We start from the raw sequence: 15,047 nt of genomic DNA, 5'->3' as shown, positions 1-15,047 counted from the left end.
GGGCTCACGGTGTGAGCCCACAGCAATCCATCCACCAGCACGGAAGTCAGGAAGATGACAAAAAGCGCCGCGGACGTGTCCGTGAGCCCGCCCAGGCGACGACGCAGCACCTACACCCTCGCGCCGCTCGTCCTCATCGCGGCCAATGTCGTGCTCTTCGCGCTGTTCTTCGTGTGGCCGGCGGTGATCGGGCTCGTCTACTCCTTCACGAACTACACGGGCGTGGGGGCGTTCCAGTTCGTCGGACTGGACAACTACCACAACCTGTTCGGGGACTCCGCCTTCTACGACGCGCTGACCCGGACGCTGCTGTACACCGTCCTCTTCGTTCCGCTGAACTTCGCGCTCTCCCTGCTCGCCGCCAACCTGCTGGTGAGCAAGCACGCCAAGGGCGCGTCCGTCGCCCGTGTCATCTTCTTCATCCCGTGGCTGCTGTCGCCCATCGTCGTCGGTGTCCTGTGGCGGTGGCTGTTCGGCGAGAACTTCGGACTGGTCAACTACATCATCGAGAAGCTCGGCGGGTCCGCCGTTCCGTGGCAGTCGAACGCGGACCTGTCGCTGCTGGTGGTGGTGTTCGCGGCGTCCTGGGCCTGGACGGGCTTCTCGATGCTGCTGTTCATCGCGGCGATCAAGAACGTGCCGGTGTCGTACTACGAGGCGGCCTCGCTCGATGGTGCCGGCCCCTGGCGCCAGTTCATCAGCATCACGCTGCCGAGCATCGCGCCCACCTCGTTCATCGTGATCCTGCTCAACACGATCAACGCGATGAAGGAATACCCGGTGTTCGTCTCCCTCAACAACGGCGGACCCGGAACGTCGAACAACCTGCTTGTCCAGTACATCTATCAGACCGGCTTCCAACGGGGCCAGATCGGCTACGCGAGCGCCGCGTCGTTCGTGCTCATGCTCATCCTGATGGCCGTCGCGATCATCCAGCTGATCGTCAACCGGCGGGTGGAGAACCGATGACAACCACAGACATGCCCCGCCCGGTCGACGCCGATCCCGGACGGCCCGTCTCCAAGAAGCGGCCCCGCGGCGCGGGCAGCGGCGGGTTCCGGCGGGCGGTACCCGCGACGACACTGCTGTGGATCATGGCGTGCCTCTACGGGCTGCCGGTGCTGTGGTTCATCCTCAGCTCCCTCAAGCCGGCCGGGGACCTGTTCTCGTATCCGCTGACGCTGATTCCGCACCACCCCACCCTGTCGGGTTACTCCCAGGCATGGCGCAGTGCCAACTTCTCCCAGTACTTCATCAACACGACCATCGTGTGCGTGGTCACGACGATCCTCACGGTGGGCGTCAGCTGCTGCACCGGGTACGCGCTGGCCAAGTACGACAACAAATGGCTCAAGGCGTTCTTCATCTGCATCCTGGCCACCACGATGCTGCCGGGCGAGGTCATGCTCGCCCCCGAGTTCCTGGTGGTCCGCAACCTCGGCCTCTACAACTCGTTCGCCGGCATCATCCTCCCGGCCGTGCTCACCGCGACCGGCTGCTTCATGTTCCGCCAGTTCTTCATCACGGTCCCCGACGAACTCGTGGAAGCCGCACGCATCGACGGCGCCCGCGAACTGTCGATCTTCCTGCGGATCATGGTGCCGCTCTCCCGGCCCATCATGCTGACCCTCGCCATCCTGTCCTTCCAGTGGCGGTGGAACGACTACATCTGGCCGCTGCTGATGCTGAACGACCCCAACAAGTTCACCGTGCAGATCGGCATCCAGAGCATCGTCGGCGCGCAGAACATCAACTGGTCGGTCCTGCTCGGCGCGTCGGTCATCTCCATGATCCCGCTGATCGCCATCTTCCTGGTCTTCCAGCGCTACGTCATGGGCGCCGACATCAACGCCGGACTGAAGGACTGACCGTGCCCACCCCGCTCGACCACGAGTTCGTCCGCGCGGTGGCCGGCGCCGCCGACCGGTCGGCCGCCCCGCTGGCGGCCGGCCCCGAAGAGGAACCCGCCGGTGTGACCCACCGCGTGCTGGCCCGCCGGGTGAAGACCCTGGTCGCGGCGTACCGTTCCCCGGACTCGGCACTGCACGGCAGCGGGCAGGCCGTGGCCGCCGCAATGACCCACCTCGGTGCCCTCCGGGCGGCGCAGACCGCCACCGGCTTCTTCGCCGGCGGCGACAACGTACAGTCACCACCGGACTCCGCGTTCACCGTCAACGACGTGTGCGACGCGCACGTCCTCGCCGCGGGCGCGGGGCCGGAACTGGGCGAGGTCACGGCCGCGCTCGCCGAGATCGCCGGCGCCGCCTCCGGCGCTCTCCTGACCGGTGGGGTGCACACCCCGAACCACCGCTGGGAACTGTGCGCGGCGCTGGCCCGGCTGCACCGGTCGTTCCCGGACAGCAGGCTGCTCGACCGCATCGACGCGTGGCTCGCCGAGGGCGTCGACATCGACGCGGAGGGCCTGTACTCGGAGCGCAGCGCCAACTACGCGGCCCACGTCTCCAACCCGTCGCTGCTGCTCCTGGCCGACGTCCTCGGCCGCACCGACCTGTGGGACGCCGTCGAACGCAACCTCACCGCGACCCTGGACCTCATCAGACCGGACGGCACGGTGGAGACCGTCCACTCGCGGCGCCAGGACCAGAACCACCCGTTCCCGCTGGCGCCCTACCTGGCGCACTACCGGCTGCTCGCGATCCGCACCGGCCGGGGCGACTTCAGCCGGGCGGCGCGGTGGGCAGCGGCCGGCGGTGTCGACGACCCCAACCTGCTGGCCGAGACCGTCCTCACCCCCGACCTGTGCCGCGTGCTGCCGGCACCGGCGCCGGAACCCCTTCCCCGTGACCGGTACATCGCCACGGCGCGCCTCGCCGCACGTGCCTCCGCCACCGCGCACAGCGTCCTGTACGGCGGCTCGGACGTGCCCGAACACCGGCGCATCCGCTCGGGCCTCGCCTGCAATCCCACCTTCCTGCGCCTGTTCGCCGGCGACGCCGTCCTCGACGCGGTCCGCCTCTCCCGCGGATTCTTCGACCTGGGCCCGTTCCGCGCCGCCGACATGCACCGGCTCGCCGACCACCGGTACCGGCTCACCGAAACCCTCACCGCCGCCTACTACCAGCCGCTCCCGCCGGACCGGCGACGGGACGACGGCGCCTACTCCATGACGGACGAGGGACGCTTCTCGGCCGCGATGGCCTTCCCGGACCGGCCCCGGGACGAGGTCTCCCACACGACCCGCGTCGAAGCCGAGCTGCGGGAAGACGGTGTCGACCTGCGGATCGACATCAGCGGACCAAAGGTGCCCTGGGCCCTCGAACTGACCTTCCGGCCCGGCGGCGTGCCAGAGGGCGCCGTACCCATCGGCGACGGACAGTGGTGTCTGACGACCGGGCCGATGACCTACCGGGTCGGTGACGACGAGATCCGGGTCGAGGCCGACGTCGAGGCAGGCGAACCCCTTGCCGGGCCGGACCGGAGCGACGTTCTGCGGTACGACCCGGGTCAGGACCACACCGTGGTGGGCGGCACCGACGCGACGACCGGGAACCGCGTCTACATCGGCGGGCACGGTCCTCAGACCCTGACCGTCGCACTGCGCGCCCGCCGTCCCTAGCCTGTCGTCCGACCCCGACACACCACGTCATGGCCACCTCCGGCATGAAGGGCTGATCCACCCATGCACCTGCCACGCCAGCTCGGCCCGCTGCACGACCTGCCGTCCACCCCCGAGGCGTACGACGCGGTCCTCGCCGACGTCGTGGAGCAGGCCCTGGCCCGCCTCATGCCCGAGGGCAACCTCGAACACCCCGACGCCGACGACGACATAGGCGACACCTCCCTCGGCGTCACCTCGCTGCTGGCCCTCGCCTGGCAGCGCGCCAAGGACCCGCGGCTGCCGGAGGCCGTGCACCGCAGCCTCGCTTTCCATCTGCGCGAGCGCGTCTACACCGAGGACAACCCCGGCTACCCGAACCTGACGGTGCGCGACTCCGGCCTCCCGTACGCCCGGTACGTCCTGGCGCCGGGCGCGCACCCGATCGGGGACTGGCCCAGCACGGTGTGGGCGCTGCTCCAGGCCGTCAATGTCCTCGACCTCTCGGACGGCCTGGTCGACGACGGACAGCGCGCGGAGCTGGTCGAGCTGAGCCGTGGCTACTGGCGCTGGCTCACCGAGGCCACCTTCTTCAACCCGCAGGAGGCCGGCAACCAGGCGATCGGGTGCGTGGTCGGCGGGCTGATGCTGGCCCGCCACCTTCCCGCCGGGGAAGGCGAGCAGGTCCGCGGGCGGGCGCTGGCCCTGTACGCCGACGAGATCCGCGCCCACCGCGTCCTGGACCGGGGTGCCCTGCTGCCCCCCGAGCACGGCGGCGCCTACGACAACAACTACGGCCCGATCTCGCTGTCCTTCCTCGCCCAGGCCCACCGGATCAGCGGGGAGGCGATGTTCGCGGAGGACGGCGACGCGCTCGCCCGCTACCTCGACGCCCGCCTGCCGGGCGGCGGCTTCGACAACGGCGGCCCCCGCTACAGCGAACAGCACTCCGGCTTCGAGTCCGTCCTGGGGCTGCGTTACTTCGGCGCCCGGATCGGCTCCGACCTGGGCCGCTACCGGGGCGACACCAACTGGGGCCGGCACGCGGTCAAGGCGGACGGGGGTGTCGACGGGCACTTCGCCTGGATGCTGGTCTGGCAGACCCAGGACACCACGCCCTGGCACCGCACCCCTTCGACCGTCCCGGCCCGCCACCAACTCCGCGCGGGCACCGTCTCGGTGGCCTTCGACCACCGGATGACCCCGGCACTGATCGAGGCGGCCGGCACCTACCACCTCCCGGCGGCGGTGAACCGGCAGCACGGCTTCGGCCCGGTCCTGGACGGCTTCCTGTACTGCCGGCCGATGGGCGAGGTCCGGGTCCGGGACCTGTACGCCGACGGCCTGACCGCCAAGCTGGTCAGCAAGCCGGTCGTGGGCCGCGACCACGTGCTGCGCCATGTGCGCTCCCTGTACGTCACGGACGGCACCCGGCTGTGGGTGACGGTGGCCGTCGAGCGCCTTGCCGGCACGCCGTACCTGCTGGCCGGGCTGCCGTACGCGGCGGACGACGGTGACCGGGTGCGCCGCGTCGCCGAGGGCGAGATCGCCGCCGCGGGCGCGCTGCGCCTCACCCACCCCGCACCCCAAGGCGCCGAGCACTTCGACGCGCGTGCCGAACTCACCCAGGAGCAGGCCGCGTTCGCACTGGCCGCCGACCCGCGCGGCTACGGCAACCCGGACGAGGGCTGGCGCCACCTGGTCGCCTCCACGGCGTACGAGGCCGAACCGGCGCCCGGCGCACCGGAGCACCTGCACGTGTTCGCCGTACGGTACGGGCCCGGCGGAGCGTTCACGCCGTCCTTCGAGGGCGATCTGACCGTGCACACCGAGGCGTTCACGGCCGTCATCGAGACCGCGGACGCCCACGGCGACCCCGGCCTCGCCCTCACCGGCTGCTGAGCGCTCCGCTGCAAGTGCCGTGCCGTCGTTCGGCTGCTGCGCCGTCGGGGCTGGTCGCGCAGTTCCCCGCGCCCCTTTCGGGGCGCTGCCAACGTTCAGGTCACCGGCTGCCCGCGTCGTACGGCGCGGGCAGCGCGGCCTCCGGGACCACCAGGTCCGCCCGGTCCCGGGTCGTCGCGACCAGGTCGGCGTTGCGCTGGTCGGTGCTCGCCACCCAGGCCACCGCCTGCTCGTGCGCCTTGCCGAACTCCTCGTGCCGGGCGACCAGCCGCCGTATCCGCTCGGCCTCGTCGGTCTCGCAGAACCACACCTCGTCCAGGGCCGGCCGCACCCGCGCCCAGAGACCCTCCGCCAGCAGCAGGTAGTTGCCCTCCGTCACCACCAGCCGGGCCGCCGGCGGCACCGGGATCGCGCCCGCGATCGGCTGTTCGAGGACCCGCTCGAAGCCCGGCGCGTACACCACCTCGCCGGCGTCCTCGCGCAGCCGCCGCAGCAGCGCCGCGTACCCGGCCGCGTCGAAGGTCGCGGGCGCGCCCTTGCGGTCCCGCAGGCCCAGCCGGTCCAGTTCGACGTCGGCCAGATGGAAGCCGTCCATGGGTACCTGCGCCACCCACGGCTCGCCGGAGCCGTTCAGCTCACGCACCAGATGCTCGGCGAGCGTGGTCTTGCCGGCGCCGGGGCTGCCCGCGATGCCGAGGATCGCGCGCGGACCCCGTCCGGTCAGTGAACGGGCCCGGTCCAGGAGGTCGTCGAAAGTCAGCGGCACGCAAAAAGTGTGACACCGGGCCCGGGATGTGGTGTGTACCACCCCCTGGAAGCTGCCGGGTGGGGAAGATGCCGGACATGACAGCACTCGGTCTGCCCGACACCATCCAGGCCTGTCTCTTCGATCTCGACGGGGTCGTCACCAAGACGGCCGTCGTGCACGCGGCGGCCTGGAAGGAGACCTTCGACGCCTTCCTGCGCGGCTACGACGGCCAGCGTCCCTTCGACGCGGTCGCCGACTACGACGAGTACGTCGACGGACGCCCCCGCGCCGACGGGGTCCGTGCCTTCCTCGACTCCCGTGACATCCACCTGCCCGAGGGCACCCCGGACGACCCGCCGGACGCCGCCACCGTGCACGGCCTCGGCAACCGCAAGAACGAACTGCTCCTGGAGAAGATCCGCACCGACGGCGTCGAGGCCTACGACGGCACCCTTCGCTACCTGGAGGCGGTCCGCGCGCAGGGGCTGCGCACCGCGATCGTCTCCTCCAGCGCCAACTGCCGTGACGTGCTGCGCTCGATCGGCGCCGAGCACTTCTTCGACGTCCGCATCGACGGGGTGGTGGCCGCCGAGCGCCATCTGCCCGGCAAACCGCACCCCGACACCTTCCTGGCCGCCGCCCACGACCTCGGTGTCGAGGCCGCCCACGCCGCCGTCTTCGAGGACGCCCTCGCCGGCATGGACGCGGGTCGCGCCGGCCGGTTCGGGTACGTCGTCGGCGTGGACCGCGTCGGCCAGACGGACGCCCTGTACGCACACGGCGCGGACACCGTCGTGACGGACCTCGCCGAGCTGGGAGGCAAGGAGTGATCACCCACCGGTCGTACGCCGTGGAGCCCTGGGCGGTCCGCGAGACCGCCCTCAACCTCGACGTGCTCGCGCAGAGCGAGTCGGTGTTCGCGCTGTCCAACGGGCATGTCGGCTGGCGCGGCAACCTCGACGAGGGCGAGCCGCACGGCCTGCCCGGCAGTTACCTCAACGGCGTGCACGAGGTGCACCCGCTGCCGTACGCCGAGGCCGGCTACGGCTATCCGGAGTCCGGACAGACCGTCATCAACATCACCAACGGCAAGATCCTGCGGCTGCTCGTCGACGACGAGCCCTTCGACCTGCGCTACGGCCGGCTGGTCGCCCATGAGCGGGTCCTGGACCTGCGCCGGGGCGTGCTGGAGCGGACCTGCGAGTGGACCTCGCCCGCCGGGTCCACCGTGCGGGTGCGCTCGACCCGGCTGGTGTCGCTGACCCAGCGGGCGGTGGCCGCCGTCGCCTACGAGGTCGAGGCCGTCGACCGGCGCTGCCGGATCGTGATCCAGTCCGAGCTGGTCGCCAACGAGCAGCTGCCCGGCGCGAACGGCGACCCGCGCGCCGCGGTGGCGCTGGAGTCACCGCTGGAGCAGGAGGACGACTTCGCCTCCGGGCGCCGGCTGCGCCTGGTGCACCGCACCCGGCGCAGCGGCCTGCGGGTCGCGGTCGCCGCCGACCACACGGTCGCCGGTCCCGGGCGGACCACCACACAGGCCGAGAGCGACACCGACGTGGCCCGGCTGACCGTCACCTCCGTGCTGGAGCCGGGGGAGCGGCTGAGGGTGGAGAAGTTCGTCGCCCACGGCTGGTCCGGGGTGCGCTCGCTGCCCGCCATGGCCGACCAGGTGGACGCGGCCCTGGCGGCCGCCGCGCACGAGGGCTGGCAGGGCCTCGCCGACGACCAGCGCGGTTACCTGGACGACTACTGGTCCCGCGCCGACGTGGAGGTGGACGGCGACGAGGAGGTCCAGCAGGCCGTCCGCTTCGCCCTCTTCCATGTGCTGCAGGCCGGGGCCCGCGCCGAACAGCGCGCGATACCCGCCAAGGGGCTGACCGGCTCCGGATACGACGGGCACGCCTTCTGGGACACCGAGATGTTCGTGCTGCCCGTCCTCACCCACACCGCCCCCAACGCCGTCGCCGAGGCGCTGCGCTGGCGGCACAACACCCTGCCCGCCGCCCGTGAACGCGCCACCCAGCTCGGCCTGGACGGGGCCGCGTTCCCCTGGCGGACCATCGCGGGCTCGGAGGGCTCGGCGTACTGGCCGGCCGGCACCGCGGCCTTCCACGTCAACGCCGATGTCGCCGACGCGGTGGTCCGCTATGTCGCCGCCACCGGCGACACCGACTTCGAACGGGACACCGGCGTCGAACTGCTCGTGGAGACCGCCCGGCTGTGGCGCTCGCTCGGCCACCACGACAGCCGCGGCGCCTTCCACATCGACGGCGTCACCGGCCCCGACGAGTACAGCGCGGTCGCCGACGACAACACGTACACCAACCTGATGGCCCGGGCGAACCTGCTGGCCGCCGCCGACGCGGTCGAACGCCATCCCCGGCAGGCGGCGCGGCTCGGTGTCGACGCGGAGGAGAGCGCCGCGTGGCGGGACGCCGCCGATTCCGTGCACGTCCCCTACAACCACGAACTCGGCGTCCACGAGCAGCACGCCGGGTTCACCCGCTACCAACGGTGGGACTTCGCGAACACCAGCCCCGAGCAGTACCCGCTGCTGCTGAACTTCCCCTACTTCGACCTCTACCGCAAACAGGTCGTCAAACAGGCCGACCTGGTCCTGGCGATGTACACGTGCGGGGCTTACTTCGACGAGGAGCACATCGCCCGCAACTTCGCCTACTACGAGCCGCTGACCGTGCGCGACTCCTCCCTGTCCGCCTGCTGCCAGGCCGTCGTCGCCGCCCAGGCCGGGCATCTGACGCTGGCCCACGCCTACACCGCCGAGGCCGCGCTGATGGACCTCGACGACCTGGAGCACAACACCCGCGACGGACTGCACATCGCCTCCCTGGCCGGCACGTGGATGGCGCTGGTGGCCGGCTTCGGCGGAATGCGCCACTACGACGACGGGGCCCGGTTCGCGCCCCGGCTGCCGGAGCGGCTGCGTCGGCTCGCCTTCAACCTGCAACTGCGGGGCAGCAGGCTGCGCGTGGAGATCGGCGCCGACAAGGCGACCTACACCCTCCTCGACGGCCCGCCGCTCACCGTCCACCACCACGGGGAGCCGGTGACGGTCGGCTCGGACAGCCCGGCCGTGCGCGCGGTGCCACCGGCCAGGCCGGGCCCGACGCCGGGCCAGCCACTGCACCGGGCACCGACTCGGCCGAGCTAAGCCTCAGCGCCCTGTAAGGGGCGCGGGGAACTGCGCGACCAGCCACAGTCAACCGGCACTTCGCAAGGCATCCGGACCCCTACGGCGCTCTTTCGTAAGCGTTTCGCTGGAAGTGCCGCGATCTGCGATCGGTTGTCCGCGCCATCGGCGTGGCTGGTCGCGCAGTTCCCCGCGCCCCTGAAGGGGGCGCTTCACGTGAGCGCGTTGAAAAGCAGCCGCACCAGGTCGCCCGTCGCGTCCGCCGCGAACAGGGCCGCCACGGCGCCCAGCGCGAGCACGCCCGCCGCGGCCGGCCACAGGGCAGGCGGCGGGCTGGTCTGGAGCGCCGCCACCCGGCGGGTCACCGCGCGGTCCGTGAAGGTGAGGGCGCAGGACGGGCGGGTGGCGCGTCCCGCGCTGAGGGCGGCGCGGGCCAGCGCGCGGGCCGTGGTCACCCGGTCCCCGACCTCCGTCGCCGCCCGCTCGTCCGCCCACCGTTCCACCAGGAAGGTCACGGCCGCACGGACCGGTCCGAGCAGTGGGTTGGCGGCCGCCGCGAGGGTCGCCACCGTCACCATGCGGCCGTGCCGGTGCGTCAGATGGGCCCGCTCATGGGCCAGCAGCACCCGCCGCTCCGCCGGTGCCAGCGCGCTCAGCATCGCCGAGGTGACCAGGATCCGGCCGGGCCGGCCCGGGATCGCGAACGCCTGCGGCACCTCGCAGGCGGCCACCACCAGCTCGGTGTCCCCGGGATGCCCCTCGCACAGTCGGCGCAGCGCCCGCCGGGTCCGGCGCTCGGCGCGCACCGCCCGCTGCACCCGCCACACCACCACGGCCAGCATGAGGCAGGCGGCGACGCCGATCACCTCGGGCACCGGGTCGGTCAGCGGGCGGCCGTCTTCGCGGGCCTCCCGGATCACCGGCGGGGCATCGCCCAGCAGCGCGGTCGTCAGCAGTATCAGGGACCAGGTGGTCGCGGCGGCGGTCAGCGCGGCGGCCGAGGTCAGCACACGTGCTGCCAGGGCCGGGGCCACCCGGCGGGCGATCACCGCGCTGACCGACGGCAGCAGCAGGGAGACCAGCAGCGGGGTGTAGACGTCGAACCTCATGCGCCGCCCCCGGCGAACAGATTGCGCAGCGCCCGCTCCTCCTCCGCGCTCAGCCCGGACACGAACTGCTGGAGGGCGGCGATCGGGTCGGGCCCCCGGTCCAGGGCCTCGTGCATGGCCTCGGCGGTCAGCTCGGCCGCGTTCTTCGCCGGCCGGTAGGCACCGCGCCGGCCGTCGGCGTCCCGCAGTACCAGCCCTTTGTCGTACAGCCGTTTGAGGATGGTGTGGACCGTGTTGTAGGCGAGTCCGCCGGCGATCTCGGACTGGATCTCGGCCGGGGTCAACGGGCGTTCGGTCGCCCACAGGGCTGCCAGCACTTCGCTCTCCAGCTCTCCGGCGCTGCGCCGCTCCGCCCTGCCGCGGGACCCTGTGCCAGCCATGGCACAACCTTACAGCGCGTAGTGCCGCCGTTCGTATGGACGTATCTGCGCGGCCTACGCCGGTAATTACGGTTAGTTTGTCAGTGTTTGTCCCTGAAGCCCAAGAACGGTCCTGCGAGCTGACAGGGGAACAGGGGGTGGGTGCCGCCATGGTCCCGAACGTGAACGCCACGCCCGTCATGGGCCGCCGGGGCGTCTACTGGCAGACCGGTCTCTGCCTCGCCCTGCTGGCCGGTGCGGGCTGGCTGGTCCGCCGGCACTGGCCGACCGTGGAGCACGGGGCGCTCCGGCTCGCCGTCGCCGACCAGGGCTGGCTGCTCGTGGCGGCCCTGGCGGCGGTCGGGACCTGGGTCTCCTCGGCCCTCGCCCAGCAGGGCGCGGTCGCCCGCCGGCTGCCGGGCGGGCGCCTGGTCGCCGCGCAGTTCGCCGCCTCGGCCGCCAACCATCTGCTGCCCGCCGGTCTCGGCGCGGGTGCGGTGAACCTGCGTTTCCTGATGCGCTGCGGACTCCCGGCCGGCCGCGGCGCGTCGGCCCTCGCGGTCAAGGCGGCCGCCGGCGCCGTGGTCCGCCTGGCCCTGATCGCCGTCCTCGCCCCCGCCTGTCCGGGGCTGCTGCGGATCCCCCACCTGTCGGTGGCCGTGCTCCTCGCCGTGACCGCCGCGGCCGTCCTGCTCGTCGTCCTGATCCGGGCCCGGCTGTGGGCCCGCTGCCGGGGTGCGGTGACCGCCGTGGCCGCCGACATCCGGGCCCTGCACGCCCGCCCCGTCCGCGCGGCCGCGTTGTGGGGCGGCTCCCTCGCCTTCGCCGGGCTGCACGCCCTGGTCCTGATCGCCGTGACCCGGGCGGTCGAACTCCCGCTGTCCCCGGCCCGGGTGGCGCTGCTCTACCTCGCCGCCAGCGGCGCCGCCGCACTGCTGCCCACCCCGGGCGGACTCGGCTCGCTCGACGCGGCCCTCGCCCTCGCCCTGACCGCCTCCGGGACCCCGGCCGTCTCGGCCGCCTCCGCCGTGCTCGGCTACCGGCTGCTGACCGTGTGGCTGCCGCTGCTTCCCGGCCTGCTGGTGCTCGGGCTGCTGGTCCGGCGCCGGGCGCTGTGACCGGGTGGGCCGCACCGGGCGGGCGTCCGGCGGCATCGGCCCCGACGTCAACCGCCGTGCTTCCCGCCGGTCTCCGTCACCGGACTCCCGGATACGTCGTCCAGGGCCCCCGGATCCGGCACCCAACGGGCGGCCAGACACCGGCAGACCGCGAGCCAGCCGACCGCGAACAGCCAGCCGCCGACCACGTCCGTGCCCCAGTGCACACCGAGGAACACCCGGGTGGCCCCGACGGCGAGCCCCCAGCAGGTGACGGCCACGCACCACGCCGTACGGCCGCGCGGGGCGCGTATCCACAGCGCGAGGACCACCAGCCCGGCGGCCAGTGCGGACGTCGTGCTGTGGCCGGACGGGAAAGACCAGCCGGAAGCGTGCGTCTGCCAGTCGGCCTGCGGCGGCCGGGCCCGGGCGATCAGCTCCAGCACGCCGTACCGGGCCGCCTGGCCCAGGGCGAGGCAGGTCACGCAGAGGAGCACGGCGGCGATCCGCTGCCGCGGGGTGCGGCCCGCGAGCAGCCCGGCCGCCACGGCCAGGGCGTACGGCACGACCCCGGTGCCGGTCGCGGTGAGTCCCCGGGCCGCGGCCACCGCCACGTCCGGGCGGTGGCCGAGGGACCAGGCCAGCAGGGTGCGGTCCACGGCGAGCGGCGCGCCGTGATGGCCGGCCACGACCAGGGCCAGCACGGCGAACGCCGCCCAGGCGCCGAGGCCGACGCTCGCCGCGTACTCCGCGGTCCTCTTGCGGTTCATGACCCCGGTGGCGGCCCTTTCCTGCGCGGTGACGGTCTACTGGACTGTAGACGATCGCAGACCGGCCCGTGTTCCCGTGCGCGCGAGTTCGGGTGCGCTCGTGACTTTTGCCGCACCATTGCCCGTTCATGACCGACTGACTACACGGGTGTAGTCATGATGGTCGGCGGAAGTAAGGCATGCCTTCACTAAGTTCGAGCCGAAGGGCGGGGACGGGCCTGCCGGGGAGGGCTGCGGCGGATGTGGGACGACGCGTTTCCGAGTTTCCTGATCGGACTGAGGGAGGGCCTTGAGGCCGGCCTGATCGTCTCGATCCTCGTCGCCACCCTGGTGCGGGCCGGCGCCAGGAACCGGCTGCCACAGGTCTGGACGGGTGTCCTCGGCGCGATCGCGCTGGCGATGAGCTTCGGCGCGGTCCTCACCTTCACCGCCGCCTCCCTCTCCACGACCGCGCAGGAGGCGTTCGGCGGGACCCTCAGCGTGATCGCGGTCGCCTTCGTCACCGCGATGGTCTTCTGGATGCGCCGCTCGGCCCGCAGCCTCTCCGGCGAGATCAAGGAGAAGGTGACCGGCGCCCTGGCCGTGGGCTCGGGCGTGCTGGTCGTCACCTCGTTCCTCGCCGTCGGCCGCGAGGGCCTGGAGACCGCGCTGTTCCTGTGGACCACCGCCCAGGCGGCCGGCGAGTCCGCGGGCCCCCTGACCGGCGCCGGGATCGGCCTGGTCCTGGCGGCGGCCCTGTGCTGGGGCCTGTACCGCCGGGTCCTGAAGATCAACCTGACGAGGTTCTTCACCCGCACCGGGGCCGTGCTGATCGTGATCGCGGCCGGTGTTCTCGGCTACGGGCTGCGGGACCTCCAGGAGGGCGGGGTCTTCCCGGGCCGAACGGCCTATGCCTTCGACCTGAGCGGCAGCATCGACGCCGGCTCCTGGTACAGCACGCTCCTCCAGGGCGTCCTCAACATCACCCCGGCCATGACCTGGCTCCAGGTGATCGGGTACGTGGGCTATCTCGCCGTGGTCATGACGCTGTTCGTGCGCGGAGTGCAGGCCACGGCGCCGCGGCCGACCACCGCCGAGTCCGGGGCGCAGCCCGCCGCCGAGAAGCCGGAGCCGTCGGCGGGGCCGACTGCCGCCGTCGACAGCCCCGAGCCCGAGTCCGAGCCCGAGCCGCGGTCGGTCAGGGTGCCGCGGCGCAGGCCCGGCTGGGTGATCCCCGTCGCCGTGGTCGCCGTCCCGGCCGTGGTCGCCGGACTCGTCGTCGCCTTCGCCCGGCCCAAGTCCACGGGCGGTGAGACCGTCGCCGTCTCCGAGACCGAGTGCGGCAAGGGCTTCACCGCGCCCGAGCCGGGCCGGCAGACCTTCCAGATGCGGAACACCGGCAGCAGGACCGCCGAGGTGTACCTGATCGACCCGAGCAGCAACGCGGTCTACGGCGAGGTCGAAGGCCTCGCCCCCGGCACCACCCGCGCCCTGGTCGCCACCGTCGCCGGCGGCACCTACGCCTGGCGCTGCGTCCCCTCCAGCGGCCGGGCCGTCACCTCCGCGTCGGTCACGGTCACCGGCGGCGGAAGCGCCGCCCGGGCGGTCGTACCGGTCTCCGAGCAGGACCTCGCGGCGCCCCTGAAGGCCTACAAGGAGTACGTCGAGCAGGGGCTGGCCGGCCTCGTCACCCAGACCCGCACGCTCGACGCCGACATCGAGGGCAACCACCTCGACAGGGCCCGCACCGACTGGCTGACCGCCCACCTCACCTACGCCTCGCTCGGCGCCGCCTACGGGACCTTCGAGGACTACGACCAGAAGATCAACGGCCGCGCCGACGGGCTCGCCGGCGGGGTGGCCGACAAGGACTTCGCCGGGTTCCACCGGGTCGAGTACGGACTGTGGCACGGGCAGTCCGCCGGTCGGTTGAAGGCCCCCGCCCAGGCGCTCGCCGACGCGGCGGCCGGGCTCCGGAAGGCGTTCCCCGCCCAGGACTTCGATCCGGGCGACCTGCCACTGCGCGCCCACGAGATCCTGGAGAACACCCTCCAGTTCGAGCTGACCGGCGACACCGACGAGGGCAGCGGCACCAACCTCGCCACCGTGAACGCCAACCTGGCCGGCACCCGCGAGCTGCTCGCCGTGCTCAGGCCGCTGCTGACCACCCGCGCGCCCAAGCTGCTGCCCACGGTGGACGCGGACATCGCCCGCCTGCAGCAAATTCTGGACGCCGGGCACCGGGGGACGGCCTGGACCCCGGTGGAGCAGCTCGACACCGTCACCCGGCAGCGGATCAGCGGGGCCACCGGTCAGCTCCTCGAGGACCTCTCCCCGGTGCCGGACCTCCTGGAGATCAGGAAGTCCGCCTGATGA

At 72.6% G+C, this 15,047-nt stretch carries 12 protein-coding genes; 8 read left to right on the top strand and 4 right to left on the bottom strand.

Annotation, left to right across the window (positions count from 1 at the left end; genetic code table 11):
• Positions 1-54: 54 nt before the first annotated feature.
• From ACFWXC_RS22660 to ACFWXC_RS22645, 4 genes are all read left to right on the top strand, one after another.
• Positions 55-969 (top strand): carbohydrate ABC transporter permease, encoded by a 915-nt coding sequence (locus tag ACFWXC_RS22660; RefSeq protein ID WP_384481299.1) that lies wholly within the window; start codon positions 55-57, stop codon positions 967-969.
• A complete protein-coding gene (locus ACFWXC_RS22655) occupies positions 966-1,868 on the top strand; it encodes a carbohydrate ABC transporter permease (protein ID WP_351744975.1) in 903 nt (300 codons plus the stop codon). Before ACFWXC_RS22660 ends, ACFWXC_RS22655 begins: the two co-directional genes overlap by 4 nt.
• Positions 1,869-1,870: 2 nt before the next feature.
• On the top strand, positions 1,871-3,577 hold the full coding sequence (locus tag ACFWXC_RS22650; protein WP_384481297.1) for a hypothetical protein: 1,707 nt from the start codon (positions 1,871-1,873) through the stop codon (positions 3,575-3,577).
• Positions 3,578-3,640: 63 nt separating this feature from the next.
• On the top strand, positions 3,641-5,458 hold the full coding sequence (locus ACFWXC_RS22645) for a hypothetical protein (protein ID WP_384481295.1): 1,818 nt from the start codon (positions 3,641-3,643) through the stop codon (positions 5,456-5,458).
• Positions 5,459-5,558: 100 nt separating this feature from the next.
• Here the strand turns inward: ACFWXC_RS22645 and ACFWXC_RS22640 are convergent, their stop codons facing one another.
• Complete coding sequence (locus ACFWXC_RS22640; RefSeq protein WP_384481293.1) at positions 5,559-6,224, bottom strand: nucleoside/nucleotide kinase family protein; 666 nt, start codon at positions 6,222-6,224, stop codon at positions 5,559-5,561.
• A gap of 77 nt (positions 6,225-6,301) precedes the next feature.
• Here ACFWXC_RS22640 and ACFWXC_RS22635 point away from each other — a divergent pair, with 77 nt between their 5' ends.
• Entirely contained in the window at positions 6,302-7,036 is a 735-nt protein-coding gene (locus ACFWXC_RS22635) for a beta-phosphoglucomutase family hydrolase (protein ID WP_384481291.1), read from the top strand.
• The gene (locus tag ACFWXC_RS22630) at positions 7,033-9,378 is read left to right on the top strand and encodes a glycoside hydrolase family 65 protein (protein ID WP_384481289.1); all 2,346 of its coding nucleotides are present in this window, start codon (positions 7,033-7,035) and stop codon (positions 9,376-9,378) included. Before ACFWXC_RS22635 ends, ACFWXC_RS22630 begins: the two co-directional genes overlap by 4 nt.
• 191 nt (positions 9,379-9,569) lie before the next feature.
• On the opposite strand, the gene ACFWXC_RS22625 is transcribed toward ACFWXC_RS22630, so the two are convergent.
• Together ACFWXC_RS22625 and ACFWXC_RS22620 are read right to left on the bottom strand one after the other, a co-directional pair.
• Positions 9,570-10,466 (bottom strand): M56 family metallopeptidase, encoded by an 897-nt coding sequence (locus ACFWXC_RS22625; RefSeq protein ID WP_384481287.1) that lies wholly within the window; start codon positions 10,464-10,466, stop codon positions 9,570-9,572.
• A complete protein-coding gene (locus ACFWXC_RS22620) occupies positions 10,463-10,846 on the bottom strand; it encodes a BlaI/MecI/CopY family transcriptional regulator (RefSeq protein ID WP_384481285.1) in 384 nt (127 codons plus the stop codon). The genes ACFWXC_RS22625 and ACFWXC_RS22620 overlap by 4 nt, the downstream gene beginning before the upstream one ends.
• Before the next feature lie 149 nt (positions 10,847-10,995).
• On the opposite strand from ACFWXC_RS22620, the gene ACFWXC_RS22615 reads away from it, so the two are divergent.
• Positions 10,996-11,943, top strand: a complete 948-nt coding sequence (locus ACFWXC_RS22615; protein ID WP_384481283.1) for a lysylphosphatidylglycerol synthase domain-containing protein — start codon at positions 10,996-10,998, stop codon at positions 11,941-11,943.
• A gap of 47 nt (positions 11,944-11,990) precedes the next feature.
• Here the strand turns inward: ACFWXC_RS22615 and ACFWXC_RS22610 are convergent, their stop codons facing one another.
• Entirely contained in the window at positions 11,991-12,692 is a 702-nt protein-coding gene (locus ACFWXC_RS22610) for a phosphatase PAP2 family protein (protein WP_384481281.1), read from the bottom strand.
• A 240-nt stretch (positions 12,693-12,932) separates the two neighbouring features.
• Here ACFWXC_RS22610 and efeU point away from each other — a divergent pair, with 240 nt between their 5' ends.
• Positions 12,933-15,044 (top strand): iron uptake transporter permease EfeU, encoded by a 2,112-nt coding sequence (gene efeU, locus ACFWXC_RS22605; RefSeq protein ID WP_384481279.1) that lies wholly within the window; start codon positions 12,933-12,935, stop codon positions 15,042-15,044.
• Positions 15,045-15,047 lie beyond the last annotated feature (3 nt).

The organism is Streptomyces sp. NPDC058683 (assembly GCF_042716195.1).
Taxonomy (GTDB): Bacteria; Actinomycetota; Actinomycetes; order Streptomycetales; family Streptomycetaceae; genus Streptomyces.
This window is presented reverse-complemented; position numbering and strand designations above follow the sequence as displayed.

Excerpts from the sequence above, each read along its gene's own strand:
- ACFWXC_RS22660 (WP_384481299.1), top strand. The coding sequence starts at position 55 with ATGACAAAAAGCGCCGCGGACGTGTCCGTGAGCCCGCCCAGGCGACGA.
- ACFWXC_RS22655 (WP_351744975.1), top strand. The coding sequence starts at position 966 with ATGACAACCACAGACATGCCCCGCCCGGTCGACGCCGATCCCGGACGG.
- ACFWXC_RS22645 (WP_384481295.1), top strand. The coding sequence starts at position 3,641 with ATGCACCTGCCACGCCAGCTCGGCCCGCTGCACGACCTGCCGTCCACC.
- ACFWXC_RS22635 (WP_384481291.1), top strand. The coding sequence starts at position 6,302 with ATGACAGCACTCGGTCTGCCCGACACCATCCAGGCCTGTCTCTTCGAT.
- ACFWXC_RS22625 (WP_384481287.1), bottom strand. The coding sequence starts at position 10,466 with ATGAGGTTCGACGTCTACACCCCGCTGCTGGTCTCCCTGCTGCTGCCG.
- ACFWXC_RS22620 (WP_384481285.1), bottom strand. The coding sequence starts at position 10,846 with ATGGCTGGCACAGGGTCCCGCGGCAGGGCGGAGCGGCGCAGCGCCGGA.
- ACFWXC_RS22615 (WP_384481283.1), top strand. The coding sequence starts at position 10,996 with ATGGTCCCGAACGTGAACGCCACGCCCGTCATGGGCCGCCGGGGCGTC.
- ACFWXC_RS22610 (WP_384481281.1), bottom strand. The coding sequence starts at position 12,692 with ATGAACCGCAAGAGGACCGCGGAGTACGCGGCGAGCGTCGGCCTCGGC.
- efeU (WP_384481279.1), top strand. The coding sequence starts at position 12,933 with ATGTGGGACGACGCGTTTCCGAGTTTCCTGATCGGACTGAGGGAGGGC.